Consider the following 17,612-nt stretch of genomic DNA (forward strand, 5'->3'; position numbering starts at 1 on the left):
TGGAGAGTTGGGAGGAAACATGGAACTGACTGAATTATTAGGTATCTCTCGACAAGAACGTTCTCAAGCCAAACCAGTACAAATTCGTTGCTGTACGGCGGCTGGTTGTCTGTCGGCTAACTCCCAAGCTGTTAAACAACAATTAGAAGCATCTGTAAAAGCAGAAGGTTTGGAGACAGAAGTACAAGTTTCTGGCGTGGGTTGTATGCGCTTGTGTTGTCAGGGGCCTTTGGTGGAAGTTGAGAGAGTAGGAACTGGGAACGACGAGTCCAAATCTTTAACAGATAACCTTTATGAAAAAGTTACTCCTGAAGATGCACCTGCGATTATTGAGACGCTGAAAGGAAAAGAGTCACATCTGTCGGTAGTGGATTTAGAACAGCCTTTTTTTACACACCAGATGCCAATTGTTTTAGAGAATAGTGGCAAAATTGACCCAGAACGGATTCAATCTTACATTGCTACTGGCGGTTATCAGGCTCTCTATTATGTCCTGCGGGATATGACCTCAGTTGAGGTTGTGGATACTATTAGCCGCAGTGGTTTGCGGGGAAGGGGTGGTGCAGGTTATCCTACGGGTTTGAAATGGGCGACGGTGGCTAAGGCCAAAGGAGAGCGCAAATTTGTTATTTGTAACGCCGATGAGGGAGATCCTGGGGCGTTTATGGATAGGAGTGTACTAGAGAGCGATCCCCATCGAGTATTAGAGGGAATGGCGATCGCAGGTTATGCTGTTGGTGCAAGTCAAGGTTATATATATGTAAGGGCAGAATATCCCATCGCGATCAAACGCTTACAAACTGCCATTAATCAAGCTCAACGCCTCGGTATTTTAGGTAGTAAAATCTTTGACTCTCCCTTTGATTTTAAAATTGATATCCGCATCGGTGCAGGGGCTTATGTTTGCGGTGAAGAAACTGCTCTCATGGCTTCTATCGAAGGTAAGCGCGGTCTTCCTAGCCCACGTCCCCCCTATCCGGCTGAATCTGGTTTATGGGGACATCCTACTTTAATTAATAACGTCGAAACCTTTGCTAATATTGCACCTATTATCCGTAAAGGTGCTGATTGGTTTGCTAGTATCGGTACTGCTAAAAGCAAAGGTACAAAAGTATTTGCACTCGCTGGGAGAATTCGCAACACAGGTTTAATTGAAGTGCCAATGGGTACTTCCTTACGAGAAATAGTTGAACAAATGGGGGGTGGTATTCCCGATGGTGGTATGGCGAAAGCAGTACAAACAGGTGGCCCTTCTGGGGGATGTATTCCCGCCGCCGCTTTTGATACTCCTGTAGACTATGAATCCTTGACCAGTCTAGGTTCAATGATGGGTTCTGGTGGGATGATCGTCATGGATCAAACTACTAACATGGTAGATGTCGCCCGCTTCTTCATGGAATTTTGCATGGATGAATCCTGCGGTAAGTGCATTCCTTGCCGAGTTGGAACTGTCCAGTTACATAAATTATTAACCAAAATTAGCGAAGGTAAAGCATCACACTCTGATTTACAACTCCTAGAAGAACTATGCGACATGGTAAAACACACCAGCCTATGCGGTTTAGGCCAGTCTGCACCCAACCCCGTATTCAGCACCCTACGCTACTTCCAGGAGGAGTATTTGGAGTTGATTGGGGAGTAGGGAGTAGTGGAAGAGAAGAGACAAGGGAAAATTTTTCCAAATCTCTAGGATTTTTCTAATTTTGAATTTTGAATTCGGAGCGAAGTGACGTGTCTGTAAAAACCCTAACTATAGATGGACAATTAGTCAGCGCACGAGAGGAAGAAACGGTATTACAGGCGGCGCAAGAAGCGGGTGTTCATATTCCCACACTGTGCCATTTAGAGGGTGTGGGAGATGTGGGTGCTTGTCGGCTGTGTTTGGTGCAAATTGCTGGGATGAATAAGTTGCTTCCTGCTTGTGTAACGAAAGTTTCTGAAGGTATGGAAGTGATGACTAATAGCGATCGCCTACAAAGTTATCGTCGTACAATTATCGAAATGTTATTCGCCGAAGGTAATCACATCTGCTCGGTGTGTGTAGCTAACGGTAATTGTGAATTACAAGACCTAGCCATTGAGATGGGGATGGATCATGTGCGTTTAGCCTATCATTTCGCCGATCGCAAAGTTGATGTCTCTCACGATCGCTTCGGTCTTGATCATAACCGTTGTGTTCTTTGTACTCGTTGCATCCGTGTATGTGATGAGATAGAAGGCGCACATACCTGGGATATGGCAGGAAGGGGGACAAACTCCCACGTGATTACCGACTTGAGCCAACCTTGGGGAACTTCCCAAACTTGTACCTCCTGCGGTAAATGCGTAAATGCTTGTCCCACAGGTGCGCTATTCTACCAAGGCTCTAGCGTCGGCGAAATGAAACGCGATCGCGCCAAACTCGATTTTTTAGTTACCGCACGGGAAAAACAGCAATGGAATCTTTGAACTTTCTTGGCTTTGAAAAACCAGGATTCCGAACTGATATTGCTACGCCTGCTATAAGCAGACTACGCAATGTTTGTTCTGCCCTTCCAGGCTTTGACTGGCTCAAACAGTCCTACCCGCCTCGACCAATTACTTGGCTGTGCGGCTACTTTTAATTAAATCATGATGTTTTTTTGTTATGGGTTTTTCACCAACATCATGAGTGAGATTTTACCAGAAATCTAGTAAAACTAAAATGCTTGGATATTTCAGACGGATAGCTTTCATCCCCCGGCTAAAAGCCGGAGGTTCTCAGCATAGGTACGATAGGGAATGGGCAATGGGGACAAGGAAGACAAGAAGAAATTTCTACCTTTTTTCCCCCTCTCCTCATTCTTCATTCTCACCAATACTAGGAGGTGAATCTGATGTCGAAAATCAGCCGAAAAACGAACAAGCACAACCGGAACAAGAAAATTCAGTCGATTTCACCTATGTGTCTGTCACCGACTTCTTTCAAAAGTATTTTCTGGTGGCTGCTACTTTTGGGGATACTGACGATTTTTATGTTCCTGGGTTTAGGAAGCTTCTATACAGAAACAGTAATTGCAGCTGTCGATCAACAAGAAACAGCAACAGCAGAAATTCTCTATCGCTCACAAACAAAATTAGCTGATGAGTCAGGAAAAGTTTGGCAAGTTGTCCTGTTTAAACAAGTTTATCCCGGTCAAGCTCAAACTTTAAATCTGCGCCTAGTAGGGTTTCCTGGTTCTGCGGAACTAATTCATCCCCAACCCTTAAAAATCTCCACAGCCACAGGTAAAGTCTTAAATGCTGCCGATGTTTTCTTAGATGAAGCACCAGCCCCAACTATTGGCCAGTATGACTTTCAGGATATCTTGCCCCAACTACCACAAGAACCCCTAACCTTGAGCATACCTTTACCTGGCGATCGCTCCATCAACATCAACGTCCCCCAACGCGTCGTCCAAGAATGGCACAGAGTTATGAGTGCTGAGTCTTGAGTGCTGAGTGCTGAGTCTTGAGTGCTGAGTGCTGAGTGGGCATTAGTTACCGTCCCGTCCAGTCCCCAAATTACGAATTACGAATTACGAATTACGAATTACGAATTATTATGTCTCGCTTGAAATTAGCAACAGTATGGTTAGGCGGGTGTTCTGGCTGTCATATGTCGTTTCTGGATTTAGACGAATGGCTGATTGATTTAGCCGCCCAAGCAGATATAGTGTTTAGTCCCTTTGCAGATATTAAAGAATATCCAGAGGGTGTAGACGTGGTATTGGTAGAAGGTGCGATCGCTAATGAAGAACACTTAGAAACCATCCAGATAGTCAGGGAACGTTCTCAAGTATTAATTTCCTTTGGTGACTGTGCTGTAACTGGTAATGTCACAAGTTTACGTAATCCGTTGGGTAGTGCTGAACTAGTTCTAGAACGTTCTTACATCCAAACAGCTGATCTTTATCCTCAAATTCCCCACGAACCCGGTATTGTTCCCCAATTACTAGATCAAGTAACACCCGTACATACCGTAGTCCCCGTTGACATTTATTTACCCGGTTGTCCACCCTCAGCCACACGCATTCGCGCCGCCTTAGAACCACTATTGCGCGGAGAAATGCCACATTTAGCTGGACGCGAGTTTATTAAGTTTGGGTAATTGGCATATCAATTAAAAATTCAAAATTGAATAATTTCTACCTCCTTGCTCCTCTATTTCCACCTGTTATCACCTGTCACCTGTCACCTGTCACCTATCACCTTTCCAACCCAGGGTAATTATGTTAAAAGCAGCCGATGTAATGACAAAAGATGTGGCAACTATTCGCAGTTCCGCCACTGTAGCCGAAGCAGTAAAATTAATGCGTGCTAGAGACTGGCGAGCCTTAATTGTAGATCGTCGCCATGAACAAGATGCTTACGGCATTATTAGCGAGAGCGATATTGTGTATAAAGTCATTGCTTATGGTAAAGACCCTGGTAAAGTCAGAGTCTACGAAGTGATGACCAAACCTTGCATCGCCATTAATCCAGACCTTGGTTTAGAGTATGTAGCTCGACTATTCGCCGATTATCATTTACACAGAGCGCCCGTTATCCAAGGCGAGTTATTGGGTATCATTTCCCTGACTGACATTCTAGCTCACAGTAAGTTTCTCGAACTACCCCGAACAATTGTTCTAGAGCAACAGTTACAAGAAGAAATTCAACAAGCCCGCACTATTTGTAGTCAAAAAGGTATCCGTTCCGAAGAATGCGCCGCCGCGTGGGATGTTGTCGAGGAACTGCAATCAGAAATCGCCCACCAAAGAGCAGAAAAAATTGATAAAACCGCCTTTGAAGATTACTGTGACGAATACCCAGAAGCACTAGAAGCCAGACTTTATGATCTTTAAGTGCTGAGTAGTGAGTGCTGAGTAGTGAGTGCTGAGTGCTGAGTGCTGAGTGCTGAGTGTTGAGTGCTGAGTAGTGAGTGTTGAGTAGTGAGTGCTGAGTAGTGAGTGTTGAGTAGTGAGTGTTGAGTAGTGAGTGTTGAGTAGTGAGTGCTGAGTAGTGAGTGCTGAGTGATAAAAAATTATCTCTTGCACCTCTGCTCTCTTATACTCTCTGTCACCTATCACCTGTCCCCTGTCACCTATCACCTATGTCTAAAAGAATTGTCATCGACCCCGTTACCCGGATTGAAGGCCACGCGAAAATTAGTATTTTCTTAGACGATACCGGACAAGTTAGTAATGCGCGGTTTCATGTCACCGAATTTCGTGGCTTTGAAAAGTTTTGTGAAGGTCGCCCAATGTGGGAAATGCCTGGAATTACAGCCCGTGTCTGTGGTATTTGTCCAGTCAGTCACTTATTAGCTTCAGCAAAAGCAGGCGATCGCATTTTAGCAGTTACCATCCCCCCAGTTGCAGCTAAACTCCGTCGTCTGATGAATTGGGGGCAAATTATCCAATCCCATGCTCTGAGTTTCTTTCACCTCACCGCACCAGATTTATTACTGGGTATGGATAGTGACCCCGCAAAACGCAATGTGTTTGGCTTAATCGCCGCCGAACCAGAATTAGCTCGTGGTGGGATTCGTCTGCGTCAATTTGGACAAGAAATTATTGAATTATTGGGAGGGGCAAAAATTCACCCAGCTTGGGCTGTTCCTGGGGGTGTCAGAGAACCCCTAAAACCCGAAGCACGCACCCACATTCAGCAGCGCATCCCGGAAGCAAAAGCTACTACTTTCAATGCTTTGGAGAAATTCAAGGGATTACTGAAAGACTATCAAAAAGAAGTACAAACCTTTGGTAACTTCCCTAGCTTGTTTATGGGTTTAGTTACCTCTGACGGTTTATGGGAAACCTACGACGGACATATCCGATTTGTTGATAGTGGCGGTAATATTATTGCTGATAAACTTGACCCCACCCGCTATCAAGAATTTATTGGGGAAGCAGTCCAACCAGATTCCTATTTAAAATCACCTTATTATCGCCCCTTGGGTTATCCAGACGATAACGGTCATTGCCGTTTAGATAGTGGAATGTATCGGGTAGGGCCGCTAGCACGTTTAAATATTTGTAGTTCTATTGGTACGCCTCTAGCAGATAAAGAATTGCGGGAATTTCGCCAACACGCTCAAGGTACAGTCACATCCTCATTTTTCTATCACTATGCCCGCTTAATTGAAATTCTCGCCTGTATTGAATACATCGAAATTTTTCTTGATCACCCAGATATACTATCAAATCGATTGCGTGCAGAAGCTGGCGTGAATCAATTAGAAGGCGTTGGTGTGAGTGAAGCACCACGAGGTACATTATTTCATCATTATCAAGTAGATGAAAATGGCTTGTTGCAAAAAGTTAATTTAATTATTGCTACTGGTCAAAATAATCTGGCGATGAATCGTACAGTTGCTCAAATTGCCAGACATTTTATTCAAGGTACAGAAATTCCTGAAGGGATGCTCAACCGTGTCGAGGCAGGGATTCGGGCTTTTGACCCATGTTTAAGTTGTTCCACCCACGCCGCCGGACAAATGCCATTACAAATTCAATTAGTCGCCGCCGATGGTAGTGTTGTTGATCAACTTTCCCGCATCTAAAGCAGTGCCGAATGTGGGTTGGCACTGCTAAAAAAATACTAGATTAAAATCTTTTAACAGTGACCAGTGACCAGTGACCAGTGACCAGTTTCTTTTACACCCTGGGTTGAAGTCCCCCACCCATTGGTGGAGTGCGTTGGTGGCGGGTTTAAACCTACGCCGATACGCCTGGTAACTGATAACTGATAACTGATAACTGATTTAAGTCATCTATTACTGCTAGACTTAATCTGCAACAATTGTTTGTATGCCTCTATCCGGCTCTGATGACTGTAAGATACAGCTGTAAATTCATCCCGTTTGCGTGTAGTTGGCACTGAGATTTGAGCAACAACTGCAAATGGTGCTACACCGGGGTAATCATCCATCCGCACTACTAGTTGTGCATTACTTCCTAAATCAGAAATAGAATATCTGCTACCTCTGGTGGTGACACATTCTTCGTCAGTTTGACCTACTTTGATATTGCGTTCGTAGGTGTCTGGCTCAGTATCCACGATCGCACCTTTTTTATCCAATAGTACCAGATCCCACTCTGTAGCTAAGTTACCGTCGTTACGGACTTTGACACATACCTTAAGTTCATCATCACTCCAGCGATCATAAATGCGATTAGCCCTAACACTAACAACTTTCACGCTGTGAATAGCTTGATCGCCCAAGGCCTTTTCACCAAATTGACTCACCGCCCAATAAGCATAATCCGCCTGACGCTTACAAGGCCCAGTCATGCCAACCCCACCCCATAGCTTGGGATTTGTGACATAACCAAACAAATCCTGACTAACTTTTTGAGAGAGAGAGCGATCTTCACAAATCTTATAGAGGTTCTTCCGAAATTCCTCTTCACACTTTTCCTTAGTTTTACCTGATTGCCTCAACGTGGCATAACAAATATCATGCTGCTTACACGCAGGATCAAAGGTTTTGTTATAAGGAAATAGGAAAAACTTCGCCGCAGCCCGTGCTGCCTGACTGTTATTTGGGCCACAGTAGTCGCTGGCAGCCTGAGCCGATTTCATTGTAATCGCTTGCTGAGTGATTGACAAATTAGAAATATAGCTAAAGGTCAAAACGCCTAAAGCCAACGTAGCAATTTTAGTTACTTTTGAACGGAACATTTGATTTTGCTGAAATAGTAGAAGCAGGACGATTCCAGTTATACTCCAAATAATCAAGCAGACAAGATATAATTACGCAAACTTTTTCTAAAGTTAACTAACAGATACAAACTTGAAAACCAAACTACAATTGTTGATTTTTTGGCTTAATTTATTAACTTATAGCCCACACAAATGAAGAAACCCGGTTTGTATCGGCTCATTTCTTCAATTAGAACTACTAGTACAACGCATGGCTGGTTATTAGCGTGAATGACGACGGCGAGAAATGACCATTCCACCGACAGCTAAACCTAAGCCAAGTAGGGTAGCTGGTTCTGGAACAGCTTGAGGATCATCGATACTAATAAATGTAATTTACTTGTAAATAAGTTATTCGATATATCGTGTAAATTACTTAGACTTTACATAAAAACTATGATTGTATTATAAAAAGATAACTAGATTAGCCTTTGCCCACACTACTAAATTACTGATAAATTTCAACCCTATAAATAAATTTTAGGTTTCTACATTTTTCATTATTAGACCTATTGCAAAAGTCCGAAAATGAGATGTTTCGCTTCGCTCAACATGACAGCTTAAGTATTTATGCAAGAGGTCTATTACAAATTATGGTGGCGTAGCGGGGGGAGCATTGTTAGGAATTAAGAATTACGAATATCGCGTTCTAAATCATCAATTACTTTTTGCATATACCATTCTTCTGTCATCCCTGGATAATAATCTTTCTTCTGTTCAATTAATCTTTGTGCAAGTTCCCAATATCCTCCAACGAGGCGTAAAAGTCGCTGACGTAGGATGTTAAATTTTTGCTGTTTGGCTTCGGGAACAGATTTCTGAATTTGTTTGAGGCTATCTAAGACTTGTTGATGATTTTCCCAATCTTCTTGTTCACAAAAAATACTGATTGCTTTTTGATAGTCTTCTACAGCATTTTGCATTTCTTCTAAAAAAGTATAAGTAATGCCGCGATTGTAGTAAGCTTGGGCATCATTGGGGTTAATTTGCAAGGCGTGGGCGTAGTCAGCAATTGCACCGATATAATTACCCATTGCTCGATAGGTGTTACCTCTGGCAACATAAGCTAAGGCATCTTGGGGTTGTATTTGGATGGCTTGATTAAAATCCGCGATCGCACCTTGATGATCTCCCAATAAAGAACGAGCTTTACCTCGGTTACGATAGACGATCGCATCTTGAAAGTTTAATTGTAAGGCTTGGTTAAAATCGGCGATCGCTTCTCGATAATTCCCCATTTTGCACCGCACCACTCCCCGACAGCAATAAGCCTGTGCATCTTGAGAATCAGCCTGTAATATCCAATTTAAATCAGCAATGGCTTGGCGGGTGTCTCCCTTTTCGGCTTTGGCGAGTAGCTGAGTAAAATAGTCGTTAACGGATGGAATCGGCGCACTTTTAGTAATGACTGACTGTGTAACGGGTTTTTGCGCGGGTTGTAGCTGTTTAATTCGTTCTAAGCACAGACGACAATTTTCTGTATCTTTTTGTTGTAAATATAAATCTGCGGCTTTTTTAAAACTAGCGATCGCATCTTGAATATACCCCTGTTTGCGCCGCACTATCCCCCGTAAGTCATGGACAGCAGCATAATTTATATTCAAATGAATCGCCTTGTCTACATCTTCTAACGCCCCTGGTAAATTTTTCAGTGCTAATCTTGCTAAAGCACGACAGTGGTATGCTTCCACACTCTCAGGATTTATCTTGAGGGCTTCAGTATAATCTGAAACAGCCTGAAGAATTGCACCTGAGTCATAATATGCTAAACCCCGTTTTAAGTAAGCTTCGACATAATAAGGAGTTAATTGTATAACCCGGCTAAAGTCCTCAATTGCGCCAGCATAGTCTTTTTGTTTGGCTTTCTCTAGTCCCTGATCGTAAAAGTTGTTATTCATCACTGTTGTTTACCCAACTCAGCTAGTTCTTAGCCCTATATCTTAAGTATTCACCGTGATTTTCAATTATTCCTAATCCCTAAGAAAATTAAACTATGAAAATTAGAACTATCACTACAGGTATATCACTTGATTCTCCACAAGAAACAGCCAAGCTAAAAATAGCTGCTGATTTTAACCAACAAGCCCAGGTAATTTTTGCACAACAAGGTTACGAAGTCCAAACAACTAGAATTGCTACTAACCCCTGGGAAGAATATCTCTCAGGGTTATCTCAGACTGAAATTATCAGTGAAATAAAAAATTTAGAAGAATTTTGTCAAAATTTAGATATCAGCTTTTTTAATATTGGTTATGCTAGCACTCCTGAAACCATAGATATAATTCCTGAAATCAATAAAAATACATCAATAGTTTACTGTTCAAGTAAAATTGTTGTGAACTTTGAAAACGCCAAAGAATCAGCTAAAGTTATTAAACGCATCTCCCAAGAGAGTGAAAATGGTTATGGTAATTTTCGCTTCTGTGCTGGGGCTAACTGTCCACCTGGTATCCCCTTTTTCCCGACATCGTACCATGTAGGGGAAACATCTTTTGCGATTGGTTTAGAGTTGGCTGATTTGGTAATGCAGGCATTTTCGGAAGCTGATGATATTAAAGATGCTGAAAATAAGCTGCAAATAATTTTAGAGCAAGAAGTTAAACAAGTGGCGGCGATCGCAGAAAAAATATCTGCCCAATTCGCTATAAAATTTCATGGTATAGACACCTCTCTTGCACCATCTTTAGATAAAGAAAATAGTATCGCTTTCGCCTATGAAAAATTACTAGATGGCAAATTTGGCAATCCCGGAACTTTAGCAATTTCTGGAATGCTAACGCGGGTTTTAAAAAGTATACCAGTAAAAACCTGTGGCTATTCTGGCTTAATGCTACCAGTTTGTGAAGATATTGGTTTAGCAACTAGAGCGAATGAGAAAACTTATGATATTACAAATTTATTATTGTATTCATCCGTTTGTGGCTGTGGATTAGATACTGTACCCATTCCTGGGGATATTTCTATAGAACAAATTGCAGCCATATTAATTGATATGACGACTTTAGCGTTTAAACTCAACAAGCCACTATCCGCCAGATTATTTCCTATCCCCAATAAAAAAGCTGGGAAAATGACTGATTTCAATTCCCCCTATCTTGTGGATTGTCAAATATTTGCAGTTAATTGATATTGTTTATAAATTGTATAGCGTTTCCTAATCATATAAGGTATATTATAGCCCCCTCCTTGCTTGCGGGGAGGGGGTTGGGGGTGGGGTTCTTTGTTTCTTCCTTCAATCAGTCAATAAACTGGGGGAAGTTAATACAAACACATCCCTAATACCTTGAGCTTCAATCTGGGGTTTAATTGGCGTGGTAAAGTGGAAAAAATCATGGTCGTTGACTAATAATAATTCCCCTGGATGAAGAACTTTACTAAATATAGGCTTCTCTTTTTTAGCAGTATATAAATGTGTCTCTCCACCTTGAATATTGTCTCGATTCACAGAGAAAATCCCAATAAAATCAGTACCATCTTGATGGATACCTTCAGGTGCAGGATTGCCAAAACTATCAGGGGAACAAGTCGTTCTAATTTGATGCACTCCAATTTCTGCTTCTGGATGTAGTTTACAAGAATCACTAAATGCCAACACTAACTTTTGAAAACTATCAAGTTCTATCATGGTATCTTCTATGTCAGCGAACTCTCTTTTAATGTCGCCGACTAAGGGGTTGTATTCTTTACTTTGAAAAAGATAGCCATGAGGCAATTTATGTAATTTATCACCGACTACTGTAAACCGTGATAGTCTTCTTGAACGGTAGTTGCCTTTAATATAAGGATCTAAGGGTAAATTATTAAAGAATGGTTGAAAATCTTCTGTATTAATAGAATTTACTTTTCTCAAGGTAAATAGAAAAGCATATTCTAATTCCGTAATTTTCCCTACTTGTTGCATAGGATGTTTTTCCTTGCATTTTATTAATCTCCCGATTTTTTCTGGGAGGGTTATAACACCGAGTATATGCTACTTTTTATTAAATTGTGGTCAATCATCGTACCAAAGTTGTCATATCATGATATGCGCTGTTAGTAGTGAGGACTTTAGTCCTCAAAATATAAGGACTAAAGTCCTTACTACGAACCTGGAAATCTGGGAGAATGTTTTGTCACCACAATTTTGAATTTTGAATTTTGAATTGGAGCGAAGCGACTTGACTGATTGGCTTTACTGTTATCCGCCTCTGTATCCTGGTGTTTTGCTAAAACGCTACAAACGCTTTTTTGCTGATGTGCAGTTAGATACTGGGGAAGTAGTTACAGCACACTGTCCTAATACTGGCCCAATGACTGGAGTATCAACTATTGGGAGTGCGGTACAACTTTCTAAAAGCGATAATCCTAACCGCAAATTGGCTTACACTCTAGAACTAATTCAGGTACACGATAATCAGCCGACTTGGGTAGGTGTGAATACAGCTTTGCCAAATCGGATAGTGAAGTTAGCTTTAGGACAGTACCTGTTCCCGGAATTGGGTAACTATAGCCAAATTAAAGGCGAGGTAGTTTATGGACATGATAAAAAAAGCCGAGTAGATTTCTTGTTGACGGGGACTGACGCAGAACGCCCGATTTATTTAGAAGTGAAAAATACAACTTGGTGTGAAGGGACTTTAGCACTATTTCCTGATACCGAAACTACCAGGGGACAAAAGCATTTACGGGAACTGACTGCACTGCTTCCCCAAACCCGTGCAGTTATGCTGTACTTGATTAATCGGGGTGATTGTACAGACTTTGCCCCTGGTGATAGTGCTGATCCTCTGTATGGTAAGTTATTACGGGATGCGATCGCTCTGGGTTTAGAGGTCTTACCTTGCAGATTCGATATTTCCCCTGAAGGTATTCGTTATCTAGGTTTAGCTAAACTCAAAATTTAACCTCAGCGTTACTTTGCGTTTAAAAAATGATAGTTCTCATCATGGGTGTGGCTGGTTCTGGTAAAACTACCATCGGGAAACTGTTGGCGGAGTCTTTGGGATGGGAATTTCTAGACGCGGATGATTTTCACTCGCCAGCAAATATTGAGAAAATGCGGCTGGGTATTCCCCTGGATGATGCTGATAGAATACCTTGGTTGCAAGATATACGAAATGCGATCGCGCAATGGTTGCAAGAAAATAGAAATGTAGTTTTAGCCTGTTCCGCACTCAAAGCCAGCTATCGACAATTTTTAGTAGGGGATAGCAGTGACATTAAGGTAGTCTACCTCAAAGGAGCAGACAAAATTATCCAAAAACGGCTACAAGAACGCCAAAATCACTTCATGGGCGAAAAACTCCTCAACAGCCAGCTTCGTACCATTGAAGAGCCTGATAACGCTATACATATAGATATTTCACAACCCCCAGAAGAGATTGTGAATTTTCTCAAGACTATTTTTGGTTGATCTTGGGAGTTGGAAATTAGGAAGAAGTTATTACCCATTACCAACCCTTAGCAAATTAATATCGGATGAAGTGCAGCACATCACGCAATACACTATAACCTGCTAAATCCCACAGTAAATAAGCTAAAAAACCAATCATTGCTAAACGACCATTCCAGAGTTCGGCTTGGGGATTAAAGCCGAAGATAAAGGCGTTGCGGTCTATGCCATTGTAAGCATTAGCAACTGGTGGTAAATCTGTAGAAGGACGAGTTTCCATTGTTGTCTCCTAAATATTTCAGAACTGTTTTTCAAAGCTTTGTTTTAGTTGGGATTTACCCACTCACAACGAAAATAAAAGCTTTGCGATTGCTTGTTTACGGTCGCAATGACGAAAATACGTAATGATTGCGTAAGTCCGGTTAGTAACCAATGAGGTGCAATACATCCCGTAGGACGCTATAACCTGCTAAATCCCAAAGCAAGTAGGCGAGAAAGCCAATCATCGCCAAACGACCGTTCCAAATTTCCGCTTGGGGATTCCAACCAAATAAAAACGCATTGCGATCGCGTCCATTATATTCGGTAGCAATTGTTGGCATTTTACTCGTGGAAGAACGAGTTTCCATTTTTTTGCTCCTAACAATTTGTTACTTAACTTAACTTTAGCTATCTATCGGCGAATTGCTTTCTGTCGGTAGATACAATCTCTTAGCACTTCTTATGGACGATTAATGGAAACATTTTGATATTGTCAAATCCACCTTGAGGAGGTGACGATCATCTTATTTGTAAATAAATGTAAATTGGTATTAAAATCTCATGGAGCATCAGGCTCTTTCTCAAAATAAATAAGGCACTAACAATTATTAAAAAATAAATGTATTATTCTTTGTTTTATAAGGATTTTTTGCTCTCATTTTTGTAAATCTCTTTAGAATAATGCGGTTAAAAATATAAACTTCTATCTCCCGTCAGATATGATTTCAATCTTTGGGAAGATGATTTTAACTATTAAAATTCAGCATTCTATATATTAACAATAAAATTGTAGGGAATGCCATAAATACATACATCAAATACACTTGCTACTCACAAACTGACTAACTTAGTGCTGAGTCCTAATTCATTAGGGGTGTAAGGGTGTAAGGGTGTAAGGGTGTAGGGTTTGAAGGTGTTGGACGGGGATTGAAACCCCGCCCAACACCGTTGCCCCAAGGAGGAGGGCTTTTAACCCAAGGGTTAGGTTGGCTGCTCTTTCTTCCCCCTACACCCCTACACCCGCCCCAACGGGGCTTGGTCATGAGTGAGTGGAATTTTGCTTATTTATGCTTAAATCCACCTTTACCACTCAGCACCCAGCACTTAGCAATTATTATTAGCGCAAGGAAATACAATGTTTCACAGTACAGATATACTCGCACTCTACAAGCCTCTATTGTGGGTGGCACAAATCCCCGTTACTCCACCAGGGGTCTCACCAGCGCAATTATCACTGCTGACTGCTGGGCCGCGCTTTTTTGTGGCTTTATTGTCTGGAGTGATTTTAGCTTTTGCTTTCCAATTAGTATTAACCAATCTCTCCGTAGCCGCAGGGATTTCTTATTTGGGTCGTCCATCTGATTCAGGTACAGAAGTAGGCGGCAGTTTTGGCGGTACGATTCGCAAAATTGGCACGGCGGTGGGACTTTGGACATTAGTCTCTGTCACCATCGCCTTATTAATCGCCGCTTTTCTCGCAGTAAAGTTGAGCCTGTTGGTTTTAGATCCGGGATTGGGAGCAATTCTAGGTTTAGTGATTTGGGGCGCATACTTTTTATTATTGGTGTGGGTGAGTTCTACTACGGTAGGTTCGTTAATTGGTTCAGTAGTTCACACCGCCACCTCTGGTTTTCAGGCGATTATGGGAACGGCTACCGCCGCCCTTGGTGCAAAAGCTTTCAATCAGCAAGTTGTATCGACAGCAGAAGCCGCCGCTTCTGCGGTGCGTCGGGAATTAGGTAGTGCGATTGACCCGATCAGTATCCGAGAAAACATAGAAGATTATATTGAAAAGTTGCGTCCACCAGAATTAGACGTATCTCATATTCGCCGGGAATTTGAAAGTTTACTGCAAGACCCACAACTGAGAGAAATTTCTGGTAGTCCTGATTTGCGTCAGATTGACCGCCAAAAGTTCGTTGAGTTAGTCAGCAGCCGTACAGACCTGTCGAAGCGAGATGTCAAGCGCATCGCTGATAATCTATACAAGGTTTGGCAACAAGTTGTAGGTGAACAAAAACCTGTGCAGAACAACCTGGGTGAGTTGGTTAACTATCTCAAAACCATGCCACCAGGACAAACGAAAACCGATGAACTCAATGCCAAACTAGATCGGTTAATGGCAGAAATGCGTCCAGGGAAGGAAGCTGATCAAAAAACAGCCCCAGGGCCGATTCAGAGTACAGTCCAGCAAGCAATATCTGCTTTAACTGGCATTGCTTTGGGACGGGCAGATTTATCAGATTTAGATGTGGAAAAAATCTGGCACGCTTTGACTACAGCCAAAGCAAAAGCCACAACACAAGCTGATAAATTAGGATTGCCTACACCTTCCCAACCTTACAGCCCGATTCGCGCTGATGTAGAAAACTATCTACATAATACCTATGCTTGGCAATTGAGTGAGGAGAGAATTGCCCAAGAATTTCGTGATGTGATCTACGATCCAGCCGCCGATCCTAGTACAGTGCGACGGGAACTAGAACGACTTTCCCGCAAGGATTTTGTGAATATTCTCCAAGACCGGGGATTACTGACACAAACTCAAATTCAGCATATCGCCGATCGCCTGGAAGCGGTGCGTCAGGAAGTGCTAGTGATAGTCACTGCTGAAACTGAAAGGGAGATATCCCAAGACTTACAACGCCGTGTTAACAGTTATTTGTTGGTAACGGCTAAGGCTGATTTAACTCCAGAAGCAATTGAGCGAGATTTCAAGCCTTTAATAACAGACCACGAAGCAGATTATGAAACCCTATCACGGCGACTGGCTATAGTTGAGCGTCAACAGATGCAAGAAACGTTGCTAGAACGCAATGATATTCAATCCTACGAAGTTGATCGCATTTTAGATGAATTAGAAAGACAACGCGATCGCAGTTTGGTAGAGTCCAAAAACTTGGCAGAACAAGCCAAATATCAAGCTGAAACCCTCTGGCTAAATGTCGAAGCATATCTGCGTAACACCGACAAAGCCGAATTAAACCCCGATGCCATCCGGGCTGACCTCCAAACCTTGCTGGCAGACCCCCAAGCCGGAATGACGGCAATTGGGGCGCGGTTATCTCGTTTTGACCGTGATACCCTAGTACAATTACTGAGTCAACGGCAAGATATCAACGAAGACCAAGCTAATCAAATCATCCATACTGTTGAGGAATCTTGGCACAGTGTCCGCCATGCGCCGCAAGCTATAGCAGACAAAGCCAAAGAACAATATGATTCTGTAACGACAACAATTGCCGATTACTTACGCAGAACTGGCAAGGAAGAACTCAACCCAGAAGGGATTCAACGGGATTTAAATCGACTGTTTGAGAATCCTAGTGAGGGAGTTGTCGCCATCCGTCAGAGGTTATCGCACTTAGACAGAGATACCTTGGTAAAATTGCTCAGTCAACGCCAAGACTTGAGTGAAGCCCAAGTCAACGAAGTGATTGACTCTGTGCAAACTTCCATTCGTAACATTGTGCGTGCGCCCCGTCGCCTAGCTACCCGCACCCAACAAAGAGTGCAGAACTTCCAAGCTTATTTAGAGGCATATCTGCGGCATACTGGCAAGGAAGAATTGAACCCAGAAGGCATCAAGCGGGATGTGCAGTTACTACTGCATGATCCAGGCGTAGGGATGGAAAATTTGAGCGATCGCCTGTCACATTTTGACCGTGGTACAATTATTGCTCTGCTAAAAATTCGCGAAGATATCACCGATCAAGAAGCTGCCCGCATAGCAGATAATATCGTCTCAGTCCGCGATCAATTTGTTGAACAGGTGCAGGGAATGCAACGGCGCATTCAAGATGTGATTGATGGAATTTTTGAAAGGATTCGTCACTATCTCAACTCCTTAGAGCGTCCCGAACTCAATTACGATGGTGTTAAACACGATGTTCGCACATTATTAGAAGACCCCCAAGCAGGATTTGACGCATTACGCGATCGCCTCTCATCCTTCAACCGCGATACCCTCATAGCCATTATGAGTTCACGCGAAGATATTTCCGAAGCCGATGCTAACCGGATTGTTGACCAAGTTGAACGCGCACGTAATACAGTGTTACAACGTGCCGAACGCTTACAACATGAAGCTGAACGCCGTTTAGAAGAAGTCAAACATCAAGCCCAAAGACAGGCAGAAGAAACCCGCAAAGCCGCCGCTTCAGCCGCTTGGTGGTTATTCGCTACAGCGATAGTTTCCGCCATTTTCTCAGCTTTAGGTGGTGCGATCGCTGTTGTTTGGGTGTAGTTGAATAAATTTGTCTCCGCTTAATTTTCAGCCTCCTCAATATGGGAG

General features: G+C 42.5%; 17 protein-coding genes. 11 read left to right on the forward strand and 6 right to left on the reverse strand.

Annotated elements, in window-relative coordinates:
* The first annotated feature begins 19 nt into the window (after window positions 1–19).
* From L6494_RS02175 to L6494_RS02205, 7 genes are all read left to right on the forward strand, one after another.
* Entirely contained in the window at window positions 20–1,642 is a 1,623-nt protein-coding gene (locus L6494_RS02175; protein WP_237991234.1) for a NuoF family protein, read from the forward strand.
* An 89-nt stretch (window positions 1,643–1,731) separates the two neighbouring features.
* A complete protein-coding gene (gene hoxU / locus L6494_RS02180; protein ID WP_237991235.1) occupies window positions 1,732–2,448 on the forward strand; it encodes a bidirectional hydrogenase complex protein HoxU in 717 nt (238 codons plus the stop codon).
* Complete coding sequence (locus L6494_RS02185; RefSeq protein ID WP_237991236.1) at window positions 2,436–2,603, forward strand: hypothetical protein; 168 nt, start codon at window positions 2,436–2,438, stop codon at window positions 2,601–2,603. Before hoxU ends, L6494_RS02185 begins: the two co-directional genes overlap by 13 nt.
* 252 nt (window positions 2,604–2,855) lie before the next feature.
* The gene (locus L6494_RS02190; protein ID WP_237991237.1) at window positions 2,856–3,452 is read left to right on the forward strand and encodes a DUF3122 domain-containing protein; all 597 of its coding nucleotides are present in this window, start codon (window positions 2,856–2,858) and stop codon (window positions 3,450–3,452) included.
* Between the two features lie 110 nt (window positions 3,453–3,562).
* Window positions 3,563–4,108 (forward strand): oxidoreductase, encoded by a 546-nt coding sequence (locus L6494_RS02195; RefSeq protein WP_237995758.1) that lies wholly within the window; start codon window positions 3,563–3,565, stop codon window positions 4,106–4,108.
* A 121-nt stretch (window positions 4,109–4,229) separates the two neighbouring features.
* Window positions 4,230–4,844 carry a CP12 domain-containing protein gene (locus L6494_RS02200; protein WP_237991238.1) on the forward strand — a complete coding sequence of 205 codons (615 nt, stop codon included), beginning with the start codon at window positions 4,230–4,232 and terminating at the stop codon, window positions 4,842–4,844.
* Between the two features lie 248 nt (window positions 4,845–5,092).
* The gene (locus L6494_RS02205) at window positions 5,093–6,544 is read left to right on the forward strand and encodes a Ni/Fe hydrogenase subunit alpha (RefSeq protein ID WP_237991239.1); all 1,452 of its coding nucleotides are present in this window, start codon (window positions 5,093–5,095) and stop codon (window positions 6,542–6,544) included.
* Window positions 6,545–6,750: 206 nt separating this feature from the next.
* Here the strand turns inward: L6494_RS02205 and L6494_RS02210 are convergent, their stop codons facing one another.
* The 3 genes from L6494_RS02210 to L6494_RS02215 all read right to left on the reverse strand — a co-directional run bounded on the left by L6494_RS02210 (window position 6,751) and on the right by L6494_RS02215 (window position 9,584).
* Window positions 6,751–7,665 carry a hypothetical protein gene (locus L6494_RS02210; RefSeq protein ID WP_237991240.1) on the reverse strand — a complete coding sequence of 305 codons (915 nt, stop codon included), beginning with the start codon at window positions 7,663–7,665 and terminating at the stop codon, window positions 6,751–6,753.
* 243 nt (window positions 7,666–7,908) lie between these two features.
* Complete coding sequence (locus L6494_RS31100; protein WP_442947002.1) at window positions 7,909–8,022, reverse strand: PEP-CTERM sorting domain-containing protein; 114 nt, start codon at window positions 8,020–8,022, stop codon at window positions 7,909–7,911.
* A gap of 290 nt (window positions 8,023–8,312) precedes the next feature.
* Window positions 8,313–9,584, reverse strand: coding sequence for a tetratricopeptide repeat protein (locus L6494_RS02215; RefSeq protein ID WP_237991241.1), 1,272 nt, complete (start codon window positions 9,582–9,584; stop codon window positions 8,313–8,315).
* 95 nt (window positions 9,585–9,679) lie between these two features.
* Between L6494_RS02215 and L6494_RS02220 the strand changes: the two genes are divergently transcribed.
* Window positions 9,680–10,813 (forward strand): DUF711 family protein, encoded by a 1,134-nt coding sequence (locus L6494_RS02220; protein WP_237991242.1) that lies wholly within the window; start codon window positions 9,680–9,682, stop codon window positions 10,811–10,813.
* A gap of 105 nt (window positions 10,814–10,918) precedes the next feature.
* Here L6494_RS02220 and L6494_RS02225 read toward each other — a convergent pair whose 3' ends face one another.
* The gene (locus tag L6494_RS02225) at window positions 10,919–11,587 is read right to left on the reverse strand and encodes a 2OG-Fe dioxygenase family protein (RefSeq protein ID WP_237991243.1); all 669 of its coding nucleotides are present in this window, start codon (window positions 11,585–11,587) and stop codon (window positions 10,919–10,921) included.
* A 256-nt stretch (window positions 11,588–11,843) separates the two neighbouring features.
* On the opposite strand from L6494_RS02225, the gene sfsA reads away from it, so the two are divergent.
* On the forward strand, window positions 11,844–12,569 hold the full coding sequence (sfsA, locus tag L6494_RS02230) for a DNA/RNA nuclease SfsA (RefSeq protein WP_237991244.1): 726 nt from the start codon (window positions 11,844–11,846) through the stop codon (window positions 12,567–12,569).
* A 26-nt stretch (window positions 12,570–12,595) separates the two neighbouring features.
* Window positions 12,596–13,078, forward strand: coding sequence for a gluconokinase (locus L6494_RS02235; RefSeq protein ID WP_237991245.1), 483 nt, complete (start codon window positions 12,596–12,598; stop codon window positions 13,076–13,078).
* A gap of 55 nt (window positions 13,079–13,133) precedes the next feature.
* On the opposite strand, the gene L6494_RS02240 is transcribed toward L6494_RS02235, so the two are convergent.
* Together L6494_RS02240 and L6494_RS02245 are read right to left on the reverse strand one after the other, a co-directional pair.
* Window positions 13,134–13,337, reverse strand: coding sequence for a chlorophyll a/b-binding protein (locus L6494_RS02240; protein ID WP_237991246.1), 204 nt, complete (start codon window positions 13,335–13,337; stop codon window positions 13,134–13,136).
* Between the two features lie 142 nt (window positions 13,338–13,479).
* On the reverse strand, window positions 13,480–13,686 hold the full coding sequence (locus tag L6494_RS02245) for a chlorophyll a/b-binding protein (RefSeq protein WP_237991247.1): 207 nt from the start codon (window positions 13,684–13,686) through the stop codon (window positions 13,480–13,482).
* A 767-nt stretch (window positions 13,687–14,453) separates the two neighbouring features.
* Between L6494_RS02245 and L6494_RS02250 the strand changes: the two genes are divergently transcribed.
* A complete protein-coding gene (locus L6494_RS02250) occupies window positions 14,454–17,564 on the forward strand; it encodes an MFS transporter (RefSeq protein WP_237991248.1) in 3,111 nt (1,036 codons plus the stop codon).
* Window positions 17,565–17,612: the final 48 nt, after the last annotated feature.

Origin of the sequence: Nostoc sp. UHCC 0870, from assembly GCF_022063185.1 — a bacterium.
In the GTDB taxonomy this organism is placed as follows: Bacteria; Cyanobacteriota; Cyanobacteriia; order Cyanobacteriales; family Nostocaceae; genus Trichormus.

Bases quoted from the DNA above. Each gene is read 5' to 3' on its own strand.
- L6494_RS02195 (WP_237995758.1), top strand. From the start codon at position 3,563: ATGTCTCGCTTGAAATTAGCAACAGTATGGTTAGGCGGGTGTTCTGGC.
- L6494_RS02205 (WP_237991239.1), top strand. From the start codon at position 5,093: ATGTCTAAAAGAATTGTCATCGACCCCGTTACCCGGATTGAAGGCCAC.
- L6494_RS02190 (WP_237991237.1), top strand. From the start codon at position 2,856: ATGTCGAAAATCAGCCGAAAAACGAACAAGCACAACCGGAACAAGAAA.
- L6494_RS02215 (WP_237991241.1), bottom strand. From the start codon at position 9,584: ATGAATAACAACTTTTACGATCAGGGACTAGAGAAAGCCAAACAAAAA.
- L6494_RS02245 (WP_237991247.1), bottom strand. From the start codon at position 13,686: ATGGAAACTCGTTCTTCCACGAGTAAAATGCCAACAATTGCTACCGAA.
- L6494_RS02210 (WP_237991240.1), bottom strand. From the start codon at position 7,665: ATGTTCCGTTCAAAAGTAACTAAAATTGCTACGTTGGCTTTAGGCGTT.
- L6494_RS02235 (WP_237991245.1), top strand. From the start codon at position 12,596: ATGATAGTTCTCATCATGGGTGTGGCTGGTTCTGGTAAAACTACCATC.
- L6494_RS02225 (WP_237991243.1), bottom strand. From the start codon at position 11,587: ATGCAACAAGTAGGGAAAATTACGGAATTAGAATATGCTTTTCTATTT.
- L6494_RS02220 (WP_237991242.1), top strand. From the start codon at position 9,680: ATGAAAATTAGAACTATCACTACAGGTATATCACTTGATTCTCCACAA.
- L6494_RS02200 (WP_237991238.1), top strand. From the start codon at position 4,230: ATGTTAAAAGCAGCCGATGTAATGACAAAAGATGTGGCAACTATTCGC.
- L6494_RS02250 (WP_237991248.1), top strand. From the start codon at position 14,454: ATGTTTCACAGTACAGATATACTCGCACTCTACAAGCCTCTATTGTGG.
- L6494_RS02185 (WP_237991236.1), top strand. From the start codon at position 2,436: ATGGAATCTTTGAACTTTCTTGGCTTTGAAAAACCAGGATTCCGAACT.
- L6494_RS02240 (WP_237991246.1), bottom strand. From the start codon at position 13,337: ATGGAAACTCGTCCTTCTACAGATTTACCACCAGTTGCTAATGCTTAC.
- L6494_RS02175 (WP_237991234.1), top strand. From the start codon at position 20: ATGGAACTGACTGAATTATTAGGTATCTCTCGACAAGAACGTTCTCAA.